The sequence below is a fragment of the Shewanella oncorhynchi genome (genome assembly GCF_012584455.1).
Lineage (GTDB): Bacteria > Pseudomonadota > Gammaproteobacteria > Enterobacterales > Shewanellaceae > Shewanella > Shewanella oncorhynchi.
In genome coordinates this window covers 110,315-125,075 of the sequence record NZ_JABAEB010000002.1, presented here as the reverse complement: position 1 = coordinate 125,075, position 14,761 = coordinate 110,315, and the positions used below count along the sequence as shown (strand labels likewise).

The following is a 14,761-nucleotide window of genomic DNA, read 5'->3' as shown; positions in this document are numbered from 1 at the left end:
AGGGGCGATAAAGACCGCTTTTTTGAGTTCGCGGGGTAAAATAGCCCAATATTGGCTTACTGCCCTTTCCTCATGAATGAGACTGTGCGGCTAAACCTGTTAATTTGGGCGCAAAACCTTGGCGCAATTGCAGCAAAAATTTACGCTTAGGATGGCGTTCAGGGTCGTTCTAAGAATTGCTCTAATTAGAGAGTTGCTAAGAATTGCTCTTATTAGAGTGTGGCTAAGAATTGAAATAGGGCTTAGTTGAAACTATTTAAGATGCATAATGAACTCAGAGAATGATGAACCTAGACAATAATGAACCCAGATAAGAATGTTGCTAAGTGCTCTCCAAAAAGCCAGACAATGATAACCATCAGCCGCAAGGCTTTGTCCTGCAAGGCCCTCAAATGACCGACTCCAGAACATCTAGCAAAAACGGCGTGAATGTGGATCTATTTTTTATTCCACTGAGTGATATTTCATTGCCGCAAACATCACTCGCTCAGTCTTGGTTAAGTGATGATGAACTCGCTAAGGTCGCGCGTTATCGCGATCCCAAGGCGCAAATGAAGGGATTACAGGTCAGGGCAGCGTTGCGGGCCGTGTTATCTCGCTATGCGGATTTATCGCCACACGAGTGGTGTTTTGAATATGGCGCTAAGGGCAAGCCGAGTTTAACGGCAAAATTGCAACAGCAAACGGGGCTTGAGTTTAACTTAAGCCATAGCGGCGATTGGTTATTGATTGGTGTGACTCAGTTTCATGGTGTTGAGACTGGTTTATTTGGGGTCGATATTGAAAGATCGCGGCCGAAGACGGATATCTATCCAATCCTAAATCATTATTTTTCTCCCCAAGAAACGTCAGCCTTGCTCGCTCTCGCCGATGAAGCGAGTCAGCGGCAGCGCTTTTTCGATTTATGGGCGTTAAAGGAATCCTATATTAAGGCGACTGGCCTAGGTTTAGCGCAGTCGCTTAAATCCTTCGGCTTTGATCTAAAGCCATTCGAGCAATTGGTGGCCGGATCGGTTGAGCTTAGATGCCAAGATGCAGCGTTGATGCCGTTCTATGGTGTGGCGCCTTTGCTGAGTGTCTATCCTAATATCCCGCTGCAAACCATTGATGCAAGTTCATTGTATTGGCAAACCTATTTTGGGCGTTTGACCGAGGAATACCGTTTTGCCGTGAGCTTAGGGCATGCTGGTAACACCGAGATTTCCATAATGCTAACGGCGCAACTGAGCAACATAGAAGCCTTACTTACCGATTATGGTTAACTTGTCTTATTCATCTTCGGTTAAACATTGCTGGGTATAGTCACGCCCATAATATTTTGAATTTGAATGAAATAAATGAGGTTTAACAATGAAACGGATTAAGTGCCTAATACCTGCCACTATGATGGTGTTGCTATCTGGTTGTGGTTATTTTGGTGGCGATGAAAAGCAGCAATTAGAGCAGGCTTGGTTAGCCCAAGATCCACAGTTGCAGCAAGTGGTTGAGCAAATTCGTGCCAATGGCTTAGATGTTGTGGCTCAAAGCGCGGCAGCAGGCACAGTTTCGGCCTGTGTGGCTGAAAAACTCAGCCAAGATCCGCTGGGTAAGTTAGTCAATGTTGAAGGCTCGCTGGTGGAGTCCGCTAAGGTGGCAGAGTTGCTGGGTGACTTACAGAAAGTAATGGAGCAAGACATCAGTTTTGATCAGGTCGCGAGCTTGCTACAAAAGGGCGCCGATGCGGCGGCTTATGCTAAAAGTCTTATCGAGCAACAAGGTTTAGATCAAGCCTTACAAAGCCTTAAGCAAATGGTGACCGCGAGCGAGCAATTTGCCCAGCAAGACTTAGGCGCGCATTTTCAGCAGTTATTGCTTGAGTGCAAAACTTCAGTCCCAACGCCAGAGTCTGCGAATTAATTCTCTTACTTTAATCTAGCCTTTAAAGATTGCACGAGAGAACATGCCGTGCAAATGACTATCCGTACTTCACTCTTTTGCTTACAGAACACGACTCGCCAAGTGTCAGAATGGTTAGTGCTAGTGTAATTTTTCCATAAAACGCCCTGAAGATTCAGGGCGTTGATTTGGTTATTTCGCGCTTGGTAGTGGGACGATTTCAAAGCTTTCATCGAACTTTACTAAGGTCGACGCTATCTTACCGAAGGCATCTTTATCACCCTCTAACTTGGCAGTACCCTTAGCCAGTAACTCTTTAAGTGTGACTTTTCCGAGTAAAATCCCCGTAATATAGCGTTTATCAATATAAAGATTGGCATCGGCCTCCATCGGTTTATCAACCTTAATATTGCTTAAATTACCGTTACTTAGTTCAACATAGAGCGTTTCTTGGGTGTCGGGGTTAATCACATTAAGCCTGATTAGCCCAAGTTCAGCAGCTTTGAGGCTATCGACTTTTACGGCGAGGAAGTCAAATAGGGTCGATATGTCCATTTCTCCTAAAATATCTGCAGAGGCCGATTTAGGCGCGCCGGGTTGAATGCCTACGCGTAACTCTTGGGCGCCAGTGAGGTAAATGTTGCGCCAGCCAGCCCCTTCGGCTTGATAACCCAGTTGTTCATAGGTATCGGCAAGTAATTGTCTTGCCTCTTTATTATTAGGTTCTGCCATCACGACTTTATTGAGTGCGGTGGCCACAAAACGGTATTCGCCTTGGGCATAGTCGGCTTTGGCGTGTTTCACTACGGCTTTAGCTCCGCCCATATACTCCACAAATTTTGTCGCTTCATCCTTCGTCGGTAGTGGGTTTAAGTTGGCGGGATTCATATCGAAATAGCCAAGGTACATGTTGTACACGGCTTTGGCATTATGGCTGTATGTGCCATGGTAACCATTGGTGTACCAAGTATTGCGCACAGCCTTAGGTATAGTGGTTTGAATAGCATCGCCAATATCTTGAATACCTACGCCATTATTGGCTAAACGCAGGGTTTGATTATGCACTAGGCCATAGTTATCCCTTTGCATTCTTAAGTATTGGTTTATATCAGTATTGCCAAATACGGGGGCTGAGTGGGCAGTGAATATAACCTGTGCATCATTACCAAAATGGGTCAGTAATTCGTTGATATCCTTAGACCATTTTATCGCATCTCGGACTTTTGCCCCGCGTAAGGTATAAATGTTGTGCATGCCGTGGTAGGTGAGCTCTGCGGTCCACAATGCTTTCATTGAGGGAATATAGGTGGCCATTTCCGAGGCGGCTTCTGTGCCTGAGGCATCCATAAACACCATATCGATGCCATCAATGGTGAGTGTTTCCCACTTATCTTTGGCATTTAAGGTGACATCGGGTTTAACGTAGGTCACTTCGCCTTTGGATAATCCCTTAGCAAGTGCGGCATCGACAATGCCTTGATCGTTTCGCTCTAATGTTGCGCCGTATTGATAGGCGGCGCGGCGGCTCATGGCATTACCGGCAAGCACGTTTTCGTCGACAATTTCTTTGGTGATGTTATTGGAACCATAGACTTTGACGTTTGGGAACATGTCTTTGATGGCGCGGGAACCGCCAAAATGATCTCCATGACTGTGGGAATAAATCATCGCGACTACGGGTAAGTTATTGCCCTCGGGCAAGTGTTTGAGCGCAAACTCGAGGGATAATTTTGCCGCTTCTTTGGTCAGCAGCACGTCATAAAGGATCCAACCCGTTTTACCGCGGATAAGGGTTAAGTTCGATAAGTCTGTGCCACGCACTTGATAAATGCCATCTGTGACCTTGTATAAGCCGTTAGACACCATATTCAATTGAGCTTGGCGATAAAGTGAAGGGTTTACTGTGTCTGGAGTTTTGTCGCCAATAAAGCTGAAATCGGCACGTAAAATGGCTACTGTTGGTTCATCGAGTTCAGCAATAAGATTTTTAGAAAACTCTTCAAAGGCTTTTTTGTCAGCAAAATTAAGGCTTGCTGCTGAGGTTTTATTTACCGCAATGGTTTGCTCGGTGGCAGGCTTTCCCTGATAGTGCAGGCTGATATGTTCATGCTCGTGTTCAGCGGCCACGGCGCTTAAAGAGAAGCTTGCGATAATACTCATTGTCATCAAAGATTTTTGCATTATTTTACCTACCGAAAAGTGGGATAGTGTCGTTGATGGTTTGAGTATAGCCAGCTTGTGTATTTAGATAACTCGAGTTAGCTTGGGTTGTAATATTCATATAGTGAATGAGTACACTCCCTTATGCCGACACGAAAGCCATTAGATTTAAATTTATTACGCGTGTTTATGGTGGTTTACCGTACTCGTTCATTCACCCAAGCGGCGCAGGAGTTAGATTTAACTCAGTCATCTGTGAGTAATGCGATAAGCCGGTTTAGGGCTTGGGTCGGGGAGTCGCTGTTTAATCGGGTTGGACGGGGAATTGAGCCGACATCTGTGGCGCGGGAGATGTACCGTAAGTTTGAACAACCCATGGCGGATATTGAAACCGTATTGCTGGGGTTTGAGCATTTTGATCCCACCTCGAGCCAGCGGCGCTTTTATGTATATGCTAATGAGTCAGTTATTGAAGCGCTGCAATCAGGCGTGCAGGCTTTGTTACAGAATGCGGAGATTGAAGTGATTTTCCGCGAGTCACCGCCGCAGGAGGATGAGCTATATCGCGATATTTTGCTTGAGCGGGTCGCCGTTGCCATAGATATTAAGCCCGCGCAGCAAAGTTTGCTCTCGAGCAAATTACTCTTCACCGAAACCCTCGTTTGTATCGTCAGTTTGCAGCATCCTCGTATTCAAGGTGCTATCACCCATGGGCAGTATTTTGAGGAGAAACACGTCTTTTTAAATATGCGGCGCTTTAATCTTACCGCAGGGGATTTGTTTACCGAAGGCGTGTTACCAAGGCGCAAAATGTACAGTGAGCAATCATCACTATTGAGTATGTTTGCAACCGTAGGTAAAAGTGAGGCGATAGGCATAGCGCCTTTGCGGTACGCCAGTCAGTACGCTGAGATGTTCGGCTTACAGATTTTACCTATGCCCCTGAAAACAAGGCCAATTGATTTGTATATGGTGTGGAGCAGTAAATATACCCAAAACCCGAGCCATCAATGGTTACGGCGTTTATTGCTCAATGCGAGTGCAAACACTGTGAATAAAAAAGCTCTGAATCTAGCGAGCAGGTAGGGCTAGCGATTCAGAGCTTTGTTGCAGTTTTTAAATTTTATATTCTATTTCAGATTGTTAATCTAATAGCCTAAGAAGGTCATTACTGTCTTGCGAGTCTGTGGCTTTCGCCAGGTTGCTCGAAGTCACTGCGATAAGGGTTGATATCTAAACCACCGCGACGCGTGTAGCGGGCGTAAACCGTCAATTTAGTGCAATGACAGAAACGTTTTAAATCGACGAAAATTCGCTCGACACATTGCTCGTGGAATTCGTTATGTTGGCGGAAAGAAATCAAATAGCGCAGCAGTTTCTCGCGATCGATTTTAGGGCCTTGATAACGGATCATCACGCTGCCCCAATCGGGTTGCGAAGTGATCAAACAGTTGGATTTCAGCAGGTTTGAATTAAGTGTTTCCGCGACCGTTTGCTTATCGTCTGTACTGTTAACTAAGTAATCAGGATTAAAACTATAATCGCTGACTTCAATATCGAGATCGTCAATACAAGTGCCAGGTAACTCAATAATACGCTGAATACCAAAGCTTTTTGGCTCGATAATCTTAACGCTAACATCACCTTGAGCACACTGACTTAAGTCTTGCACTAAGGTTTTTTGCAGTGAATCTAGGCTATCAAACTTGGTTTGATTAAAGCTATTGAGATACAGTTTGAACGATTTCGACTCAATCAGATTCAGGCTTTCATAGCTTAAATGAAATTCAGCTATGGCCACCATAGGCTTACCTTTGGCATTTAACCAAGACAGCTCATAACCCGTCCAGATATCGGCACCATGAAACGGTAACGTCCCAGTGAGTGCAATAGCATTACGGTTTAGTGAGCGTGGAACCCCTTGCAGCAGCGACGCATCATACTCGGCTTGGTAGTCGGTGGCTTTACCTAAAGTCAGGCCAACAAGCGCTTGCGCATCACTATAGGGATCGTGATTCTGTGTCATCAATACTGTTTCCATGTCAAAATAGGCGCACATTATACCTGAAATTGGATTGTGCTTAAGTGTCTTGTCTGCCCGCACTCGATAAATTTTTGCAAAACTATCATCAAGCTTACTTAACGAGTTTAGGTGAACTACCGCGTTATTACCCACAGGGTGAGCCTTCTGTGTGTATTCAAGGCGAATTTCAACCGGATCTTGAACAGGCCGTTTCTTGGCAGCCAGTGAAACGCAAAGTTGAAGGCAGTTTCGCCAATGTAGAGCATGCACTGGAGTTAACTTTATGGCCAGAGATCAATGATTTTTACGGTCATTATTTCTCCGCCCCAGTATTATTTGACTCTAAGTGGGGCACTGGGGAGTTACTGCAAGTCTGGAATGATGACGATTTTAACTGCCTGCAACAAAACTTGATTGGTCATCTGATGATGAAGAAAAAACTGAAGCAGTCACCGACTTGGTTTATCGGTCTGTTAGATGAGGGAGATAAAATGCTCACCATCAATAACAGTGATGGTAGCGTATGGATTGAAATCCCTGGTGAAGTGCAATCTGAGCAATTGTCCTCGAGTTTGACTGCGTTTATCGAAGCATTATCGCCACGGATAGCACCACCCGTTAAACATGAAGAATTACCTATGCCAGCATTAGAACATCCTGGTATTTTCGCCAGTTTTAAACGTATGTGGCAAAACCTTTTCGGTAAACGTTAACTTCTGTGAGCGAAATTTTTATTATCAACCTAAGTATTAACTCAACCTAAGCGTGGCTTATCTTAGGTTGAGTTCTGCAAGGGGATAAACAGATGTTATTGATGATCCCAAGACAGATTCGACACTATGCGGCAAGGCTCGCAGCGAAAATGGAACATATCCAATAAAGGTTCATCGAGTTTCCAATCATGACTGCCACAACGTGGGCAAGGTCGCGTTTTTTCTGTGGCTAAATCTTGGCCGCCAACGCGATATAAGTAGTAATAGGTCGGGATCTGAGTGAGATATTCGATACGACCGCGCAAATCCCAACCTCTGCGAAATAAATCACTGTCAGGACTCGATAATTCCTCTAGCGCGGCAAATTCTGCCTTAGTGGCCGCCGCCATTTGCAGCTCGTCGCAGGCTTGCCATTCGCTCTGCCAACGGATAATACGTTTATGATCGCCATTAAAGGTTGCGGGTATACGGTACAGGGGAATGGGCAATAAATTGTCGCCGCTGCGTAGGGGCGAGCACATATGCACAAAACTGGTGTATAGCAGTTGCCAGCTGGGTGTTTCGGTATTACTTACTTCAGAATTGATATCCTGACCAATAAACTTTTCCCGCGGCGCGAGTAGTTTAGCGTCGGTTAATTCTACTAAGGCTTTTTTGACCCAAGGGCTGTGATATTTGTGCGCTAAACTGCTTTTCTCTGGCATCAATAAACGCACTCTAAACTCACCGTCATTAAAGGCGACCGCAAATTCTCGCCCTAAGATTTGGCCATTAGCTCGATAGGCTTCAAGGAGCTGATTAATGGCCTTCTCGGCGGCAGATATCGTGGTGTCGGCGAAGCATTCGAAGCGCAGTTCAGTGACAAACATTAAGCTGTTTTTCCTTGGATTTCTAATAAGTTGATGCGTTGTTTAAGTTCAAGCAGTTCGTTTTTTAATTGCATTATTTCTGTTTTTTGCTGCTCAGCATGACGTTCAAAATACGCCTGTTGCATCTGCAGGCGCTCGGCGAGCACTGCAAGGGTTAAGGTATCGTTAGTTGCGGGAACGTCAGTTGTAGGGCTGATAGTTTGCAACTCAGTTAAACGCTCGCGATCTGCCTTAGGCATAGATTTAAATTGCTGTAAGCCTTGGATCAATATAGGTAAAGGTAGGCTACTACCTAAACGGGTTTTAATTAAGGCAAGGCTCGGTACTTTACCGCAGGCTTCGAGCGAACGTGCGGCCGCTAATACTTGGTCAAGGGGACTCATAATTAGCAAAATTCCTTAATTTGTTGAATTATTTAAACCAATTTTAAAATGATAATTAATTTTTTCATTTAAAAACAGTGTGTTGTCTTGTGGCATTTATTTTGCTTATTGTCCAGCCGAAATACCATTTTTTAAGCTTCAATAATAATTACACAGGATGTCACATGATGAACCATAAATTGAATAACAAACTTATCGCCATCACTTTTTTAGGGCTCGCAAGCTTAGGTCTTAGCGGCTGCGTGGTCAATGTCGGTGATGGAGAATCGGGCTGGGATAGCAGCGAATCTTGGGAGAAAGTGCAGGATAAAAATCGCACTAACTTAACCAAACTGAGCTTAGGTATGCCTAAAGACCAAGTGATGATCTTAATGGGCACCGCTGATTTTAGTGAAGCCTATATTCAACAAAGTGCTCAACAAGGTGAAGCCAATAAAGAAGTCTTAGTGTTGTTTTATCGTACCCAGCGTAATAATGGCGATGGAAAAACCACTAAGGATGAATGCACGCCTATCGTGCTGAGCAACAATGCCTTAGTGGGTTGGGGTGAAACGGCTTACGGTAAAATCTGAACCAACGAGTCTTATCGTTTACGTAGCTGAGTGTCTAATTGCTCAATGGGCTCAGTCCAGAGGGCATCGGCTTCTAAACCTTCAATGATAAAGCTCTTTTGGGCAGGGGTCCAAAAGGGCGCTTGGCTTAAATGGATGTGATGGTCGATATCATGGGTTGCAATAAACTGCGCTATGGCCTCGTCGCTACTGTCTAAACCGAGTTGCTCAAACAAGTGGCTTAAGTCTACTGGAGTTGTATCCATCATTATTTCCTTTTCAGTATAGTGCCTTCGTTTAGAGTAAGCGCCTGATTGAAAAATGCAATCTATGATTAAAATTTGCACTTTTTAGTTTCCTTGGTAGATTAACAGTTACGCATAAAAAGTGTGAGCTAAGTCAAGGAATGCTAACGATGGACAATGAAATTCTGGAGGACTGCCGCGCAGTCTATTTGACCGCGGAAGACTTACGCATTGCCGCTTCTATTCTCTATAACGCTTACCATGATGATCCTTTTTTTGTCGATTCACTCTTTACCTCAGACAAAGCCGCTTATGAGCAAAAATTGCGCGCCGCAATCAGGGAAGAACTCAATACGTTATGGCAACAAAAACAAGCCCTCATTGGTTTATTCGACCATGAAAGACTCTTTGGGTTAGCCTGTGTAGTTACTCAAGAAGTGCCTTTAGGGGAAGGGCGTTATTGGCATTGGCGCTTAAAGATGTTGTTAGGTACAGGTTGGCAATCGACTCAAGCACTAATGAACAAAGAGTCCAGTATTATTGAACTTTTACCCAGTAAGCACTGCGGTATTTTGCAGTTTATTGCTCTTGCACCAAATGAACAGCACAAAGGACTTGGACATAAGTTAGTGCAAGCTGTGGTGAGTTGGTGTGATGAGCAGCCTGATTTGGATGGCATTGGTGTGTTTATCGCTCAGGAGAACCACTTGCAACTGTTTACTCAGCATGACTTTGTATCCATAGGCGAGCTGAGTATTGGCAGTATTCATGGCCAACTTTTATTCTATTCGGTTCAACAAGATGACTAACTCTTATAAACGTTTCGCCGATTTTTATCCTTTCTATTTATCCCAACACCAGCACCCGATTTGTCGGCAATTACACTTTGTTGGCAGTTGTTTAGTTCTGCTGCTGATTGGCATTGCCTTGGTTTCACAAGCCTGGTGGCTATGTTGGTTCATTCCTATTGTTGGTTATGGTTTTGCGTGGGTGGGACACTTCGTATTTGAGAAGAATCGACCCGCGACATTTCAGTATCCTTTTTACAGTTTGATGGCAGATTGGGTGATGTTTGCGCAGATGATCCGCCGCTTTTTTAAACGTTAAAAAAATTGCCAGAGTGAGATGCCCATGCCCGTGTGAGAGATCGCTTACAAACGTTGTAGGACATAATGTTTTCTTTTTGATTGTTTTTTGTTCTGCAACATTTAATTTTAAATAGAATCATTGGGTTGTATTTATTTTCCTTTGGTTGGTCCGTAATTAATTTTGTAGTCCGTTCTTTGAGCCGAACAAAAACGTTAGGGTTAACGTAGAATTCACTCATGGCCAAAGCAAATGGATAGCAAGGAAAGCGAAACAGGCCAAAGGGACGCAAGAAGCAACGAATTAAGATTTCAAGGTTGAAATCGCTGACGGTAGGAAAACTGTCATTCGCCTAGGATAGGCTAAGGAAAAGCAGGATTGCTTTTCAAGGATGATTAGGGACAGTGAGTTTTATCGTCAGGATGATGAATTTCAGGAAGAATACAGGACACGCTTAAGGATTAAGCATGAACTCGAAACAGGATGTGTCGAGATAAGGATAAAGTATAAGGGTGAACAGCTTGTACTAATCTATGGAAAATAAATTTTGCAGGATGCAATAGGAATACGTCATAGGAAGTGACAGGCTCTGTAAAAAGGATTTACAGGTCAAGGGACTGAGTGTTATCTCACGTAAGTTTGATACACAGGGACAAAAAGGAATTACAGGGACGATGCAGGACGCAAGCAGACGCATGGATGGTGCAGGGAGCACAAATCGAGCAGGACGGCTTACAAAGGATAAATGGGGCGCACTTTAGTTGCGCCCTTTTCTTTGGTTCATTTTCAGCATTAATCTGGCTTTGCCAAGCTATAACGCTATTCACACAGACTTTATCTTAACTCTGCTTAAAGACTTCTCACCGTAAAGCATGTTCACCAGTCCTACTTCTCTTATTGCCCAATGATTTACTCTCTGTGTTGTCTGTGTTGTCTGTGTTGTCTGTGTTGTCTGTGTTGTCTGTGTTGTCTGTGTTCTGGTCATGCGCCGAATGCTTGTCGAATTTTGAGCGATAGCGGTTTATGCATAAGTCCTCAGGGGAGACATCTAGCGTTTTGCTTACTTTTGATTCGAATTGCCATCCTCCGTGTAAGAGATCTCCTACAAGTATGTAAGTAATTTGTAGGTTAAAAGGATGGTTATGTCTTGGGGGTTGTTATTATTTATATTAATATCAGTAGGTTAACCTGTTTGTTATCAGTTGAGCTCACCATTTTTGTTAACATTTTAAATAATCCACAATGAGTACTTTCGTTGGTTGGCGTAGAATTCATCTTGTAGAAGGAATTGCGGGCAACAGGATGTTGGCGATCAGGATGATCGAACAGTGACTAAGGAATGTTACTTAAGGAAAGATAGGGATATATGCCTTTCAGGATGAAAGAGAGCCAATGCCAAGGAAGGGAGACTATCAAGGATTGATAGACTCATTGCATAGGATGGCAATGGCACAGGGAGTGCAATTGAAATTGAATGGATGCAATACCCGTTTCATGGATGATGATGGAACCGCTCAGGAAAGAGCAAGCTTGGGACTGGATGACCAAGAGATAGGGAAGTACATGAGTACAAGGACCTCAAGGATTGAGCAGGGATGAAGCAGGACGCAGATTGACGCATGGATGGTGCAGGGAGCACAAAAATAGCGGGATAGCTTAACAGAGAATAGGAGGGCGTGGCTTTAGGGCCGCGCCCTTTCTTTTTTAACTTTTACAGTGAGTTATTTTGTAGCACCAGAGAATGACTGATTATTCTCAATGTTGGCTCACATTTTATTTGAGCCAACATTGTCGATAAAAGCTTAATGGCATTTGCCTGAGTTACAACCACTTTGCGTACCACACCCGCCAAACTTACCCTGTGACGTCGGCGCTTCTTGCCATTCGGGCTCAGGGAAGATAGGCCATTCAATCTTTTGAATTTTCTTGCCTTGCATCCAAATATGGCCACGGTATTGGTTAATGCCGTCGGTGCTGAATTCAAATAAATATTTCGCCTTCCAGCAGATCCCCGTCGTGCCGCCAATGCTAGGGCGGGCAGTTTCCATGGCAATGGCTAACAGTTGAACTTTTTGTCGCCAACATTCTTTTTCGGCAAAAATACGGCTCAACTCTGCCATTTGGCGTAGTTGCCAAAAGAATGCGGCAATCACGACGAGGCCAATAATTAACAGTAAATCTGACATCATTTGCTAGCTGCCTTAAACAAACCACCTATGGCTTGTGATAGTTGAACACTTCGATTGGGATTTCTTAATTCGCCTAGTAGTTGATTGCGCAAACTAGGAATAGCCACAATATCAGCAAAGACCTGATTAAAAAAGGCTTGGGGCTGCAGTGCCAGAGCTTCTAAGTAAAGACTGCGACTTGAATCTTGTTTTAATACCGACCAGTTACGTCCGGCAATGCTGATGAGGGCATTGGTATCTAAAGAGGATTGGCCGTGTAGATGCGCAAACGCTTTTTGGCTGTGTTTGGCGCTAGAAGCCAAAGCGCGAAGGAAATAGGCTTGGTGTTCTGGCGCTGCGTCTTGAAGTTTCGCGAGAATCTTATCGGCGAGTGTGTCGCTAATCAGTAAGTGTTCAAGGCATTGGCATAGGGCGATTTGCACTTCGATGGCGGCTGTATCAAAACTCGATACCAAGTGCTGCTCATGATCAAATTCTTTTGTGCGTACACACACATCGGCTATGCCTTGCATTCCAATATGTTGCCATTGTGATGGGGCAATTTGGCCTGACAGATATTGCACGGCAAACTCGTATTGTGATGAAGCGCGCTGGCCAAGTTGTTTACGAACGAGTGCGTTAAATACGGCAAGTTTTTCCTGGCTTGGCTTGAAATTAAACGGATTATTCGCGAGTCGTTCTTGCTGCTCATCACTGAGTGGCTGAGTGGGATCTTGCCCTAATGCCGCTAATATCATTTCGATAAATTGTGAGCGCGGTGCAGGCGACAGTAATCCTTGCTCATCTAACGCCAGTTTTAGAAACCAAATAAAGTGTTGCTGGCTCGCATCCCAAAAGACAATAGCAAATTGTGCATGCCCTTGAATGGGATAAGGATAAGGGGCTGACAGAGATTCGATTTGGTGAAACGCGAGCATATCAATATGTTGCACCCTACGGCCAAGATCATACACTTGGAACTGGGTTTTGGCTGTGGTTAAAAACTGGCTTAAAGTAGTAATTTCAGTCATTTGGCTGCCATATCAATCAAAGAGGCTCAATAAATTGGCGCCATTATAGGGGGAAGTGCGTCTGGATGGTATGATTGCGGCACTTTAATCGACCTATTCGGCCAGTGAATTGTGGGGAGTTCTTGAATCACACAGGGCTAACATGAGAATGGATCTGAAAGCTATGTTATACAGTCAAACCCAAGCTAAATTGGCTCAGATTACCCACGCGCTGCAAGCGGCCGAGTTGTGGTCTGAGCAAGCGCCTTCTGCCGCTGCAATGGCAAGCACAGCACCTTTTGCCTGTGATCTTATGCCCCTTGAGCAGTGGCTGCAGTTTATTTTGCTGCCTAGAATGCAGACTTTAATCGAAACGGGGGCGCCATTGCCGACTCAAATTGCGATTGCCCCTATGGCTGAACATGTTTGGCTGGATATGCCCCCGCGCCAAACTTTAATTAGCCTATTGAATGAATTGGATATGTTGTTAAATGAATCAAGATGATATCTGGCTTGAAACGCCTGAAAATGCAGTGAATGTATCCCAAGAGGATGATTCAGAAGAGCAGGCGCCTGAGATTGAAATTCTTTATGAAGATGAGCATTTAGTGGCAATTCATAAACCCGCAGGCTTATTGGTCCACCGCAGTTATTTAGCGCGTCGGGAGCGATTTTTTGCCATGCAGCTGACCCGTGACTTAGTGGGCTGTCATGTGTTTCCTGTACATCGTCTCGACAGGCCGACATCCGGCGTGCTCTTGTTTGCCAAGAGTAGTGAAGTGGCCAATGCTCTGTGTGAGCAATTTGCCTCCCATACGGTTGAAAAACAATATCTGGCTTTAGTGCGCGGTAATATGCATGAGAGCGGTATTTTAGACTATGCGCTTAAGGTTGAGTTGGATGAATTAGGCGATAAGAATGCCGATCCTAATAAAGCGGCGCAGGAGGCTGTGACGGCGTATGAGCCGTTACTCAATACTGAAATTCCGTATCCGTCAGGTCGATATCCCACTAGCCGATTCGCACTGGTACGCTTGAGTCCTAAAACGGGGCGTAAGCATCAGCTCAGAAGGCATATGGCACATTTACGTCACCCCATCGTCGGTGATACCACCCATGGCGACGGTAAGCAAAATGCATTTTTTCGTGAGCATTTCAGTATTAATCGCCTGTGGCTTATCGCAAAAAAACTCACCTTTACACATCCAATAACTCAAACTCGGCTCAGCATAGAAACCGAGCTCGAGTCCGAGTGGGAAACCGTGTTTGCCGAGCTAGGTTGGGACGAGGCGACCTTGAGTCAGCAAGCTGAGTTATTCATCGCCCAAGAGGCGTGAACAGCAAGCGGCCAATGCTTGATATGGTGATATCAACTTAGCCGCGTGAATAAAATTAAGTGCATTCACTTTGCTTTGTTATTGAAACTAAAGTCATCGAATTTAAAACGAGGTGGATTGCTTAATCGAGGAGTTGTGGCGTTTGTGCTGTTTGTGGCCGCAGCTCTTGCATCATGACGGCTAAGGTTGAGAATCCAGACGTGAGTGCAAGTGGCGATATGAGATTTTGCTGGGCGGAGTGGAAGTAGTTTTTACGTCGAATATGGGTTGTTTTGTGGTGCTGCTTGAGGTGTTTTTGGCGGGTGGACTGTCGCATTAGATATTTTCTCACGCTCAATGGC

At 44.6% G+C, this 14,761-nt stretch carries 17 protein-coding genes; 9 read left to right on the top strand and 8 right to left on the bottom strand.

What is annotated here, in order from left to right; translation table 11 throughout:
• Positions 1-392: 392 nt before the first annotated feature.
• Together HGO26_RS02935 and HGO26_RS02930 are read left to right on the top strand one after the other, a co-directional pair.
• Positions 393-1,262, top strand: a complete 870-nt coding sequence (locus HGO26_RS02935) for a 4'-phosphopantetheinyl transferase family protein (RefSeq protein WP_168823207.1) — start codon at positions 393-395, stop codon at positions 1,260-1,262.
• 88 nt (positions 1,263-1,350) lie between these two features.
• Positions 1,351-1,896 carry a hypothetical protein gene (locus HGO26_RS02930; protein ID WP_105249737.1) on the top strand — a complete coding sequence of 182 codons (546 nt, stop codon included), beginning with the start codon at positions 1,351-1,353 and terminating at the stop codon, positions 1,894-1,896.
• A 171-nt stretch (positions 1,897-2,067) separates the two neighbouring features.
• Here the strand turns inward: HGO26_RS02930 and HGO26_RS02925 are convergent, their stop codons facing one another.
• Positions 2,068-4,056 carry an alkyl/aryl-sulfatase gene (locus HGO26_RS02925; RefSeq protein WP_168823205.1) on the bottom strand — a complete coding sequence of 663 codons (1,989 nt, stop codon included), beginning with the start codon at positions 4,054-4,056 and terminating at the stop codon, positions 2,068-2,070.
• A 123-nt stretch (positions 4,057-4,179) separates the two neighbouring features.
• On the opposite strand from HGO26_RS02925, the gene HGO26_RS02920 reads away from it, so the two are divergent.
• Complete coding sequence (locus HGO26_RS02920; RefSeq protein ID WP_168823202.1) at positions 4,180-5,121, top strand: LysR family transcriptional regulator; 942 nt, start codon at positions 4,180-4,182, stop codon at positions 5,119-5,121.
• A gap of 82 nt (positions 5,122-5,203) precedes the next feature.
• On the opposite strand, the gene queF is transcribed toward HGO26_RS02920, so the two are convergent.
• Positions 5,204-6,061 (bottom strand): NADPH-dependent 7-cyano-7-deazaguanine reductase QueF, encoded by an 858-nt coding sequence (gene queF / locus HGO26_RS02915; protein ID WP_105249734.1) that lies wholly within the window; start codon positions 6,059-6,061, stop codon positions 5,204-5,206.
• Between the two features lie 59 nt (positions 6,062-6,120).
• Here queF and syd point away from each other — a divergent pair, with 59 nt between their 5' ends.
• Positions 6,121-6,771, top strand: coding sequence for a SecY-interacting protein (syd, locus tag HGO26_RS02910; RefSeq protein ID WP_028760624.1), 651 nt, complete (start codon positions 6,121-6,123; stop codon positions 6,769-6,771).
• 95 nt (positions 6,772-6,866) lie between these two features.
• Here syd and HGO26_RS02905 read toward each other — a convergent pair whose 3' ends face one another.
• Together HGO26_RS02905 and HGO26_RS02900 are read right to left on the bottom strand one after the other, a co-directional pair.
• Positions 6,867-7,640 (bottom strand): Zn-ribbon-containing protein, encoded by a 774-nt coding sequence (locus tag HGO26_RS02905; RefSeq protein ID WP_105249732.1) that lies wholly within the window; start codon positions 7,638-7,640, stop codon positions 6,867-6,869.
• Entirely contained in the window at positions 7,640-8,023 is a 384-nt protein-coding gene (locus tag HGO26_RS02900; RefSeq protein ID WP_168823200.1) for a hypothetical protein, read from the bottom strand. The genes HGO26_RS02905 and HGO26_RS02900 overlap by 1 nt, the downstream gene beginning before the upstream one ends.
• Before the next feature lie 164 nt (positions 8,024-8,187).
• Between HGO26_RS02900 and HGO26_RS02895 the strand changes: the two genes are divergently transcribed.
• Entirely contained in the window at positions 8,188-8,595 is a 408-nt protein-coding gene (locus HGO26_RS02895) for a DUF3192 domain-containing protein (RefSeq protein WP_028760621.1), read from the top strand.
• A gap of 11 nt (positions 8,596-8,606) precedes the next feature.
• Here the strand turns inward: HGO26_RS02895 and HGO26_RS02890 are convergent, their stop codons facing one another.
• Positions 8,607-8,840, bottom strand: coding sequence for a DUF2789 domain-containing protein (locus tag HGO26_RS02890; protein ID WP_028760620.1), 234 nt, complete (start codon positions 8,838-8,840; stop codon positions 8,607-8,609).
• 149 nt (positions 8,841-8,989) lie between these two features.
• Between HGO26_RS02890 and HGO26_RS02885 the strand changes: the two genes are divergently transcribed.
• Entirely contained in the window at positions 8,990-9,628 is a 639-nt protein-coding gene (locus tag HGO26_RS02885; protein WP_131523813.1) for a GNAT family N-acetyltransferase, read from the top strand.
• Positions 9,621-9,926 (top strand): Mpo1-like protein, encoded by a 306-nt coding sequence (locus tag HGO26_RS02880; RefSeq protein WP_168823197.1) that lies wholly within the window; start codon positions 9,621-9,623, stop codon positions 9,924-9,926. The genes HGO26_RS02885 and HGO26_RS02880 overlap by 8 nt, the downstream gene beginning before the upstream one ends.
• A 1,781-nt stretch (positions 9,927-11,707) precedes the next feature.
• Here the strand turns inward: HGO26_RS02880 and HGO26_RS02875 are convergent.
• Positions 11,708-12,094 carry a DUF3301 domain-containing protein gene (locus HGO26_RS02875; RefSeq protein ID WP_028760616.1) on the bottom strand — a complete coding sequence of 129 codons (387 nt, stop codon included), beginning with the start codon at positions 12,092-12,094 and terminating at the stop codon, positions 11,708-11,710.
• The gene (locus tag HGO26_RS02870; RefSeq protein WP_168823196.1) at positions 12,091-13,104 is read right to left on the bottom strand and encodes a DUF3549 family protein; all 1,014 of its coding nucleotides are present in this window, start codon (positions 13,102-13,104) and stop codon (positions 12,091-12,093) included. Before HGO26_RS02870 ends, HGO26_RS02875 begins: the two co-directional genes overlap by 4 nt.
• 163 nt (positions 13,105-13,267) lie before the next feature.
• Here HGO26_RS02870 and HGO26_RS02865 point away from each other — a divergent pair, with 163 nt between their 5' ends.
• Together HGO26_RS02865 and truC are read left to right on the top strand one after the other, a co-directional pair.
• Complete coding sequence (locus HGO26_RS02865) at positions 13,268-13,588, top strand: YqcC family protein (RefSeq protein ID WP_028760615.1); 321 nt, start codon at positions 13,268-13,270, stop codon at positions 13,586-13,588.
• A complete protein-coding gene (gene truC / locus HGO26_RS02860) occupies positions 13,575-14,420 on the top strand; it encodes a tRNA pseudouridine(65) synthase TruC (RefSeq protein WP_168823193.1) in 846 nt (281 codons plus the stop codon). The genes HGO26_RS02865 and truC overlap by 14 nt, the downstream gene beginning before the upstream one ends.
• Positions 14,421-14,541: 121 nt before the next feature.
• Here truC and HGO26_RS02855 read toward each other — a convergent pair whose 3' ends face one another.
• Complete coding sequence (locus tag HGO26_RS02855) at positions 14,542-14,736, bottom strand: hypothetical protein (protein WP_105249725.1); 195 nt, start codon at positions 14,734-14,736, stop codon at positions 14,542-14,544.
• Positions 14,737-14,761 lie beyond the last annotated feature (25 nt).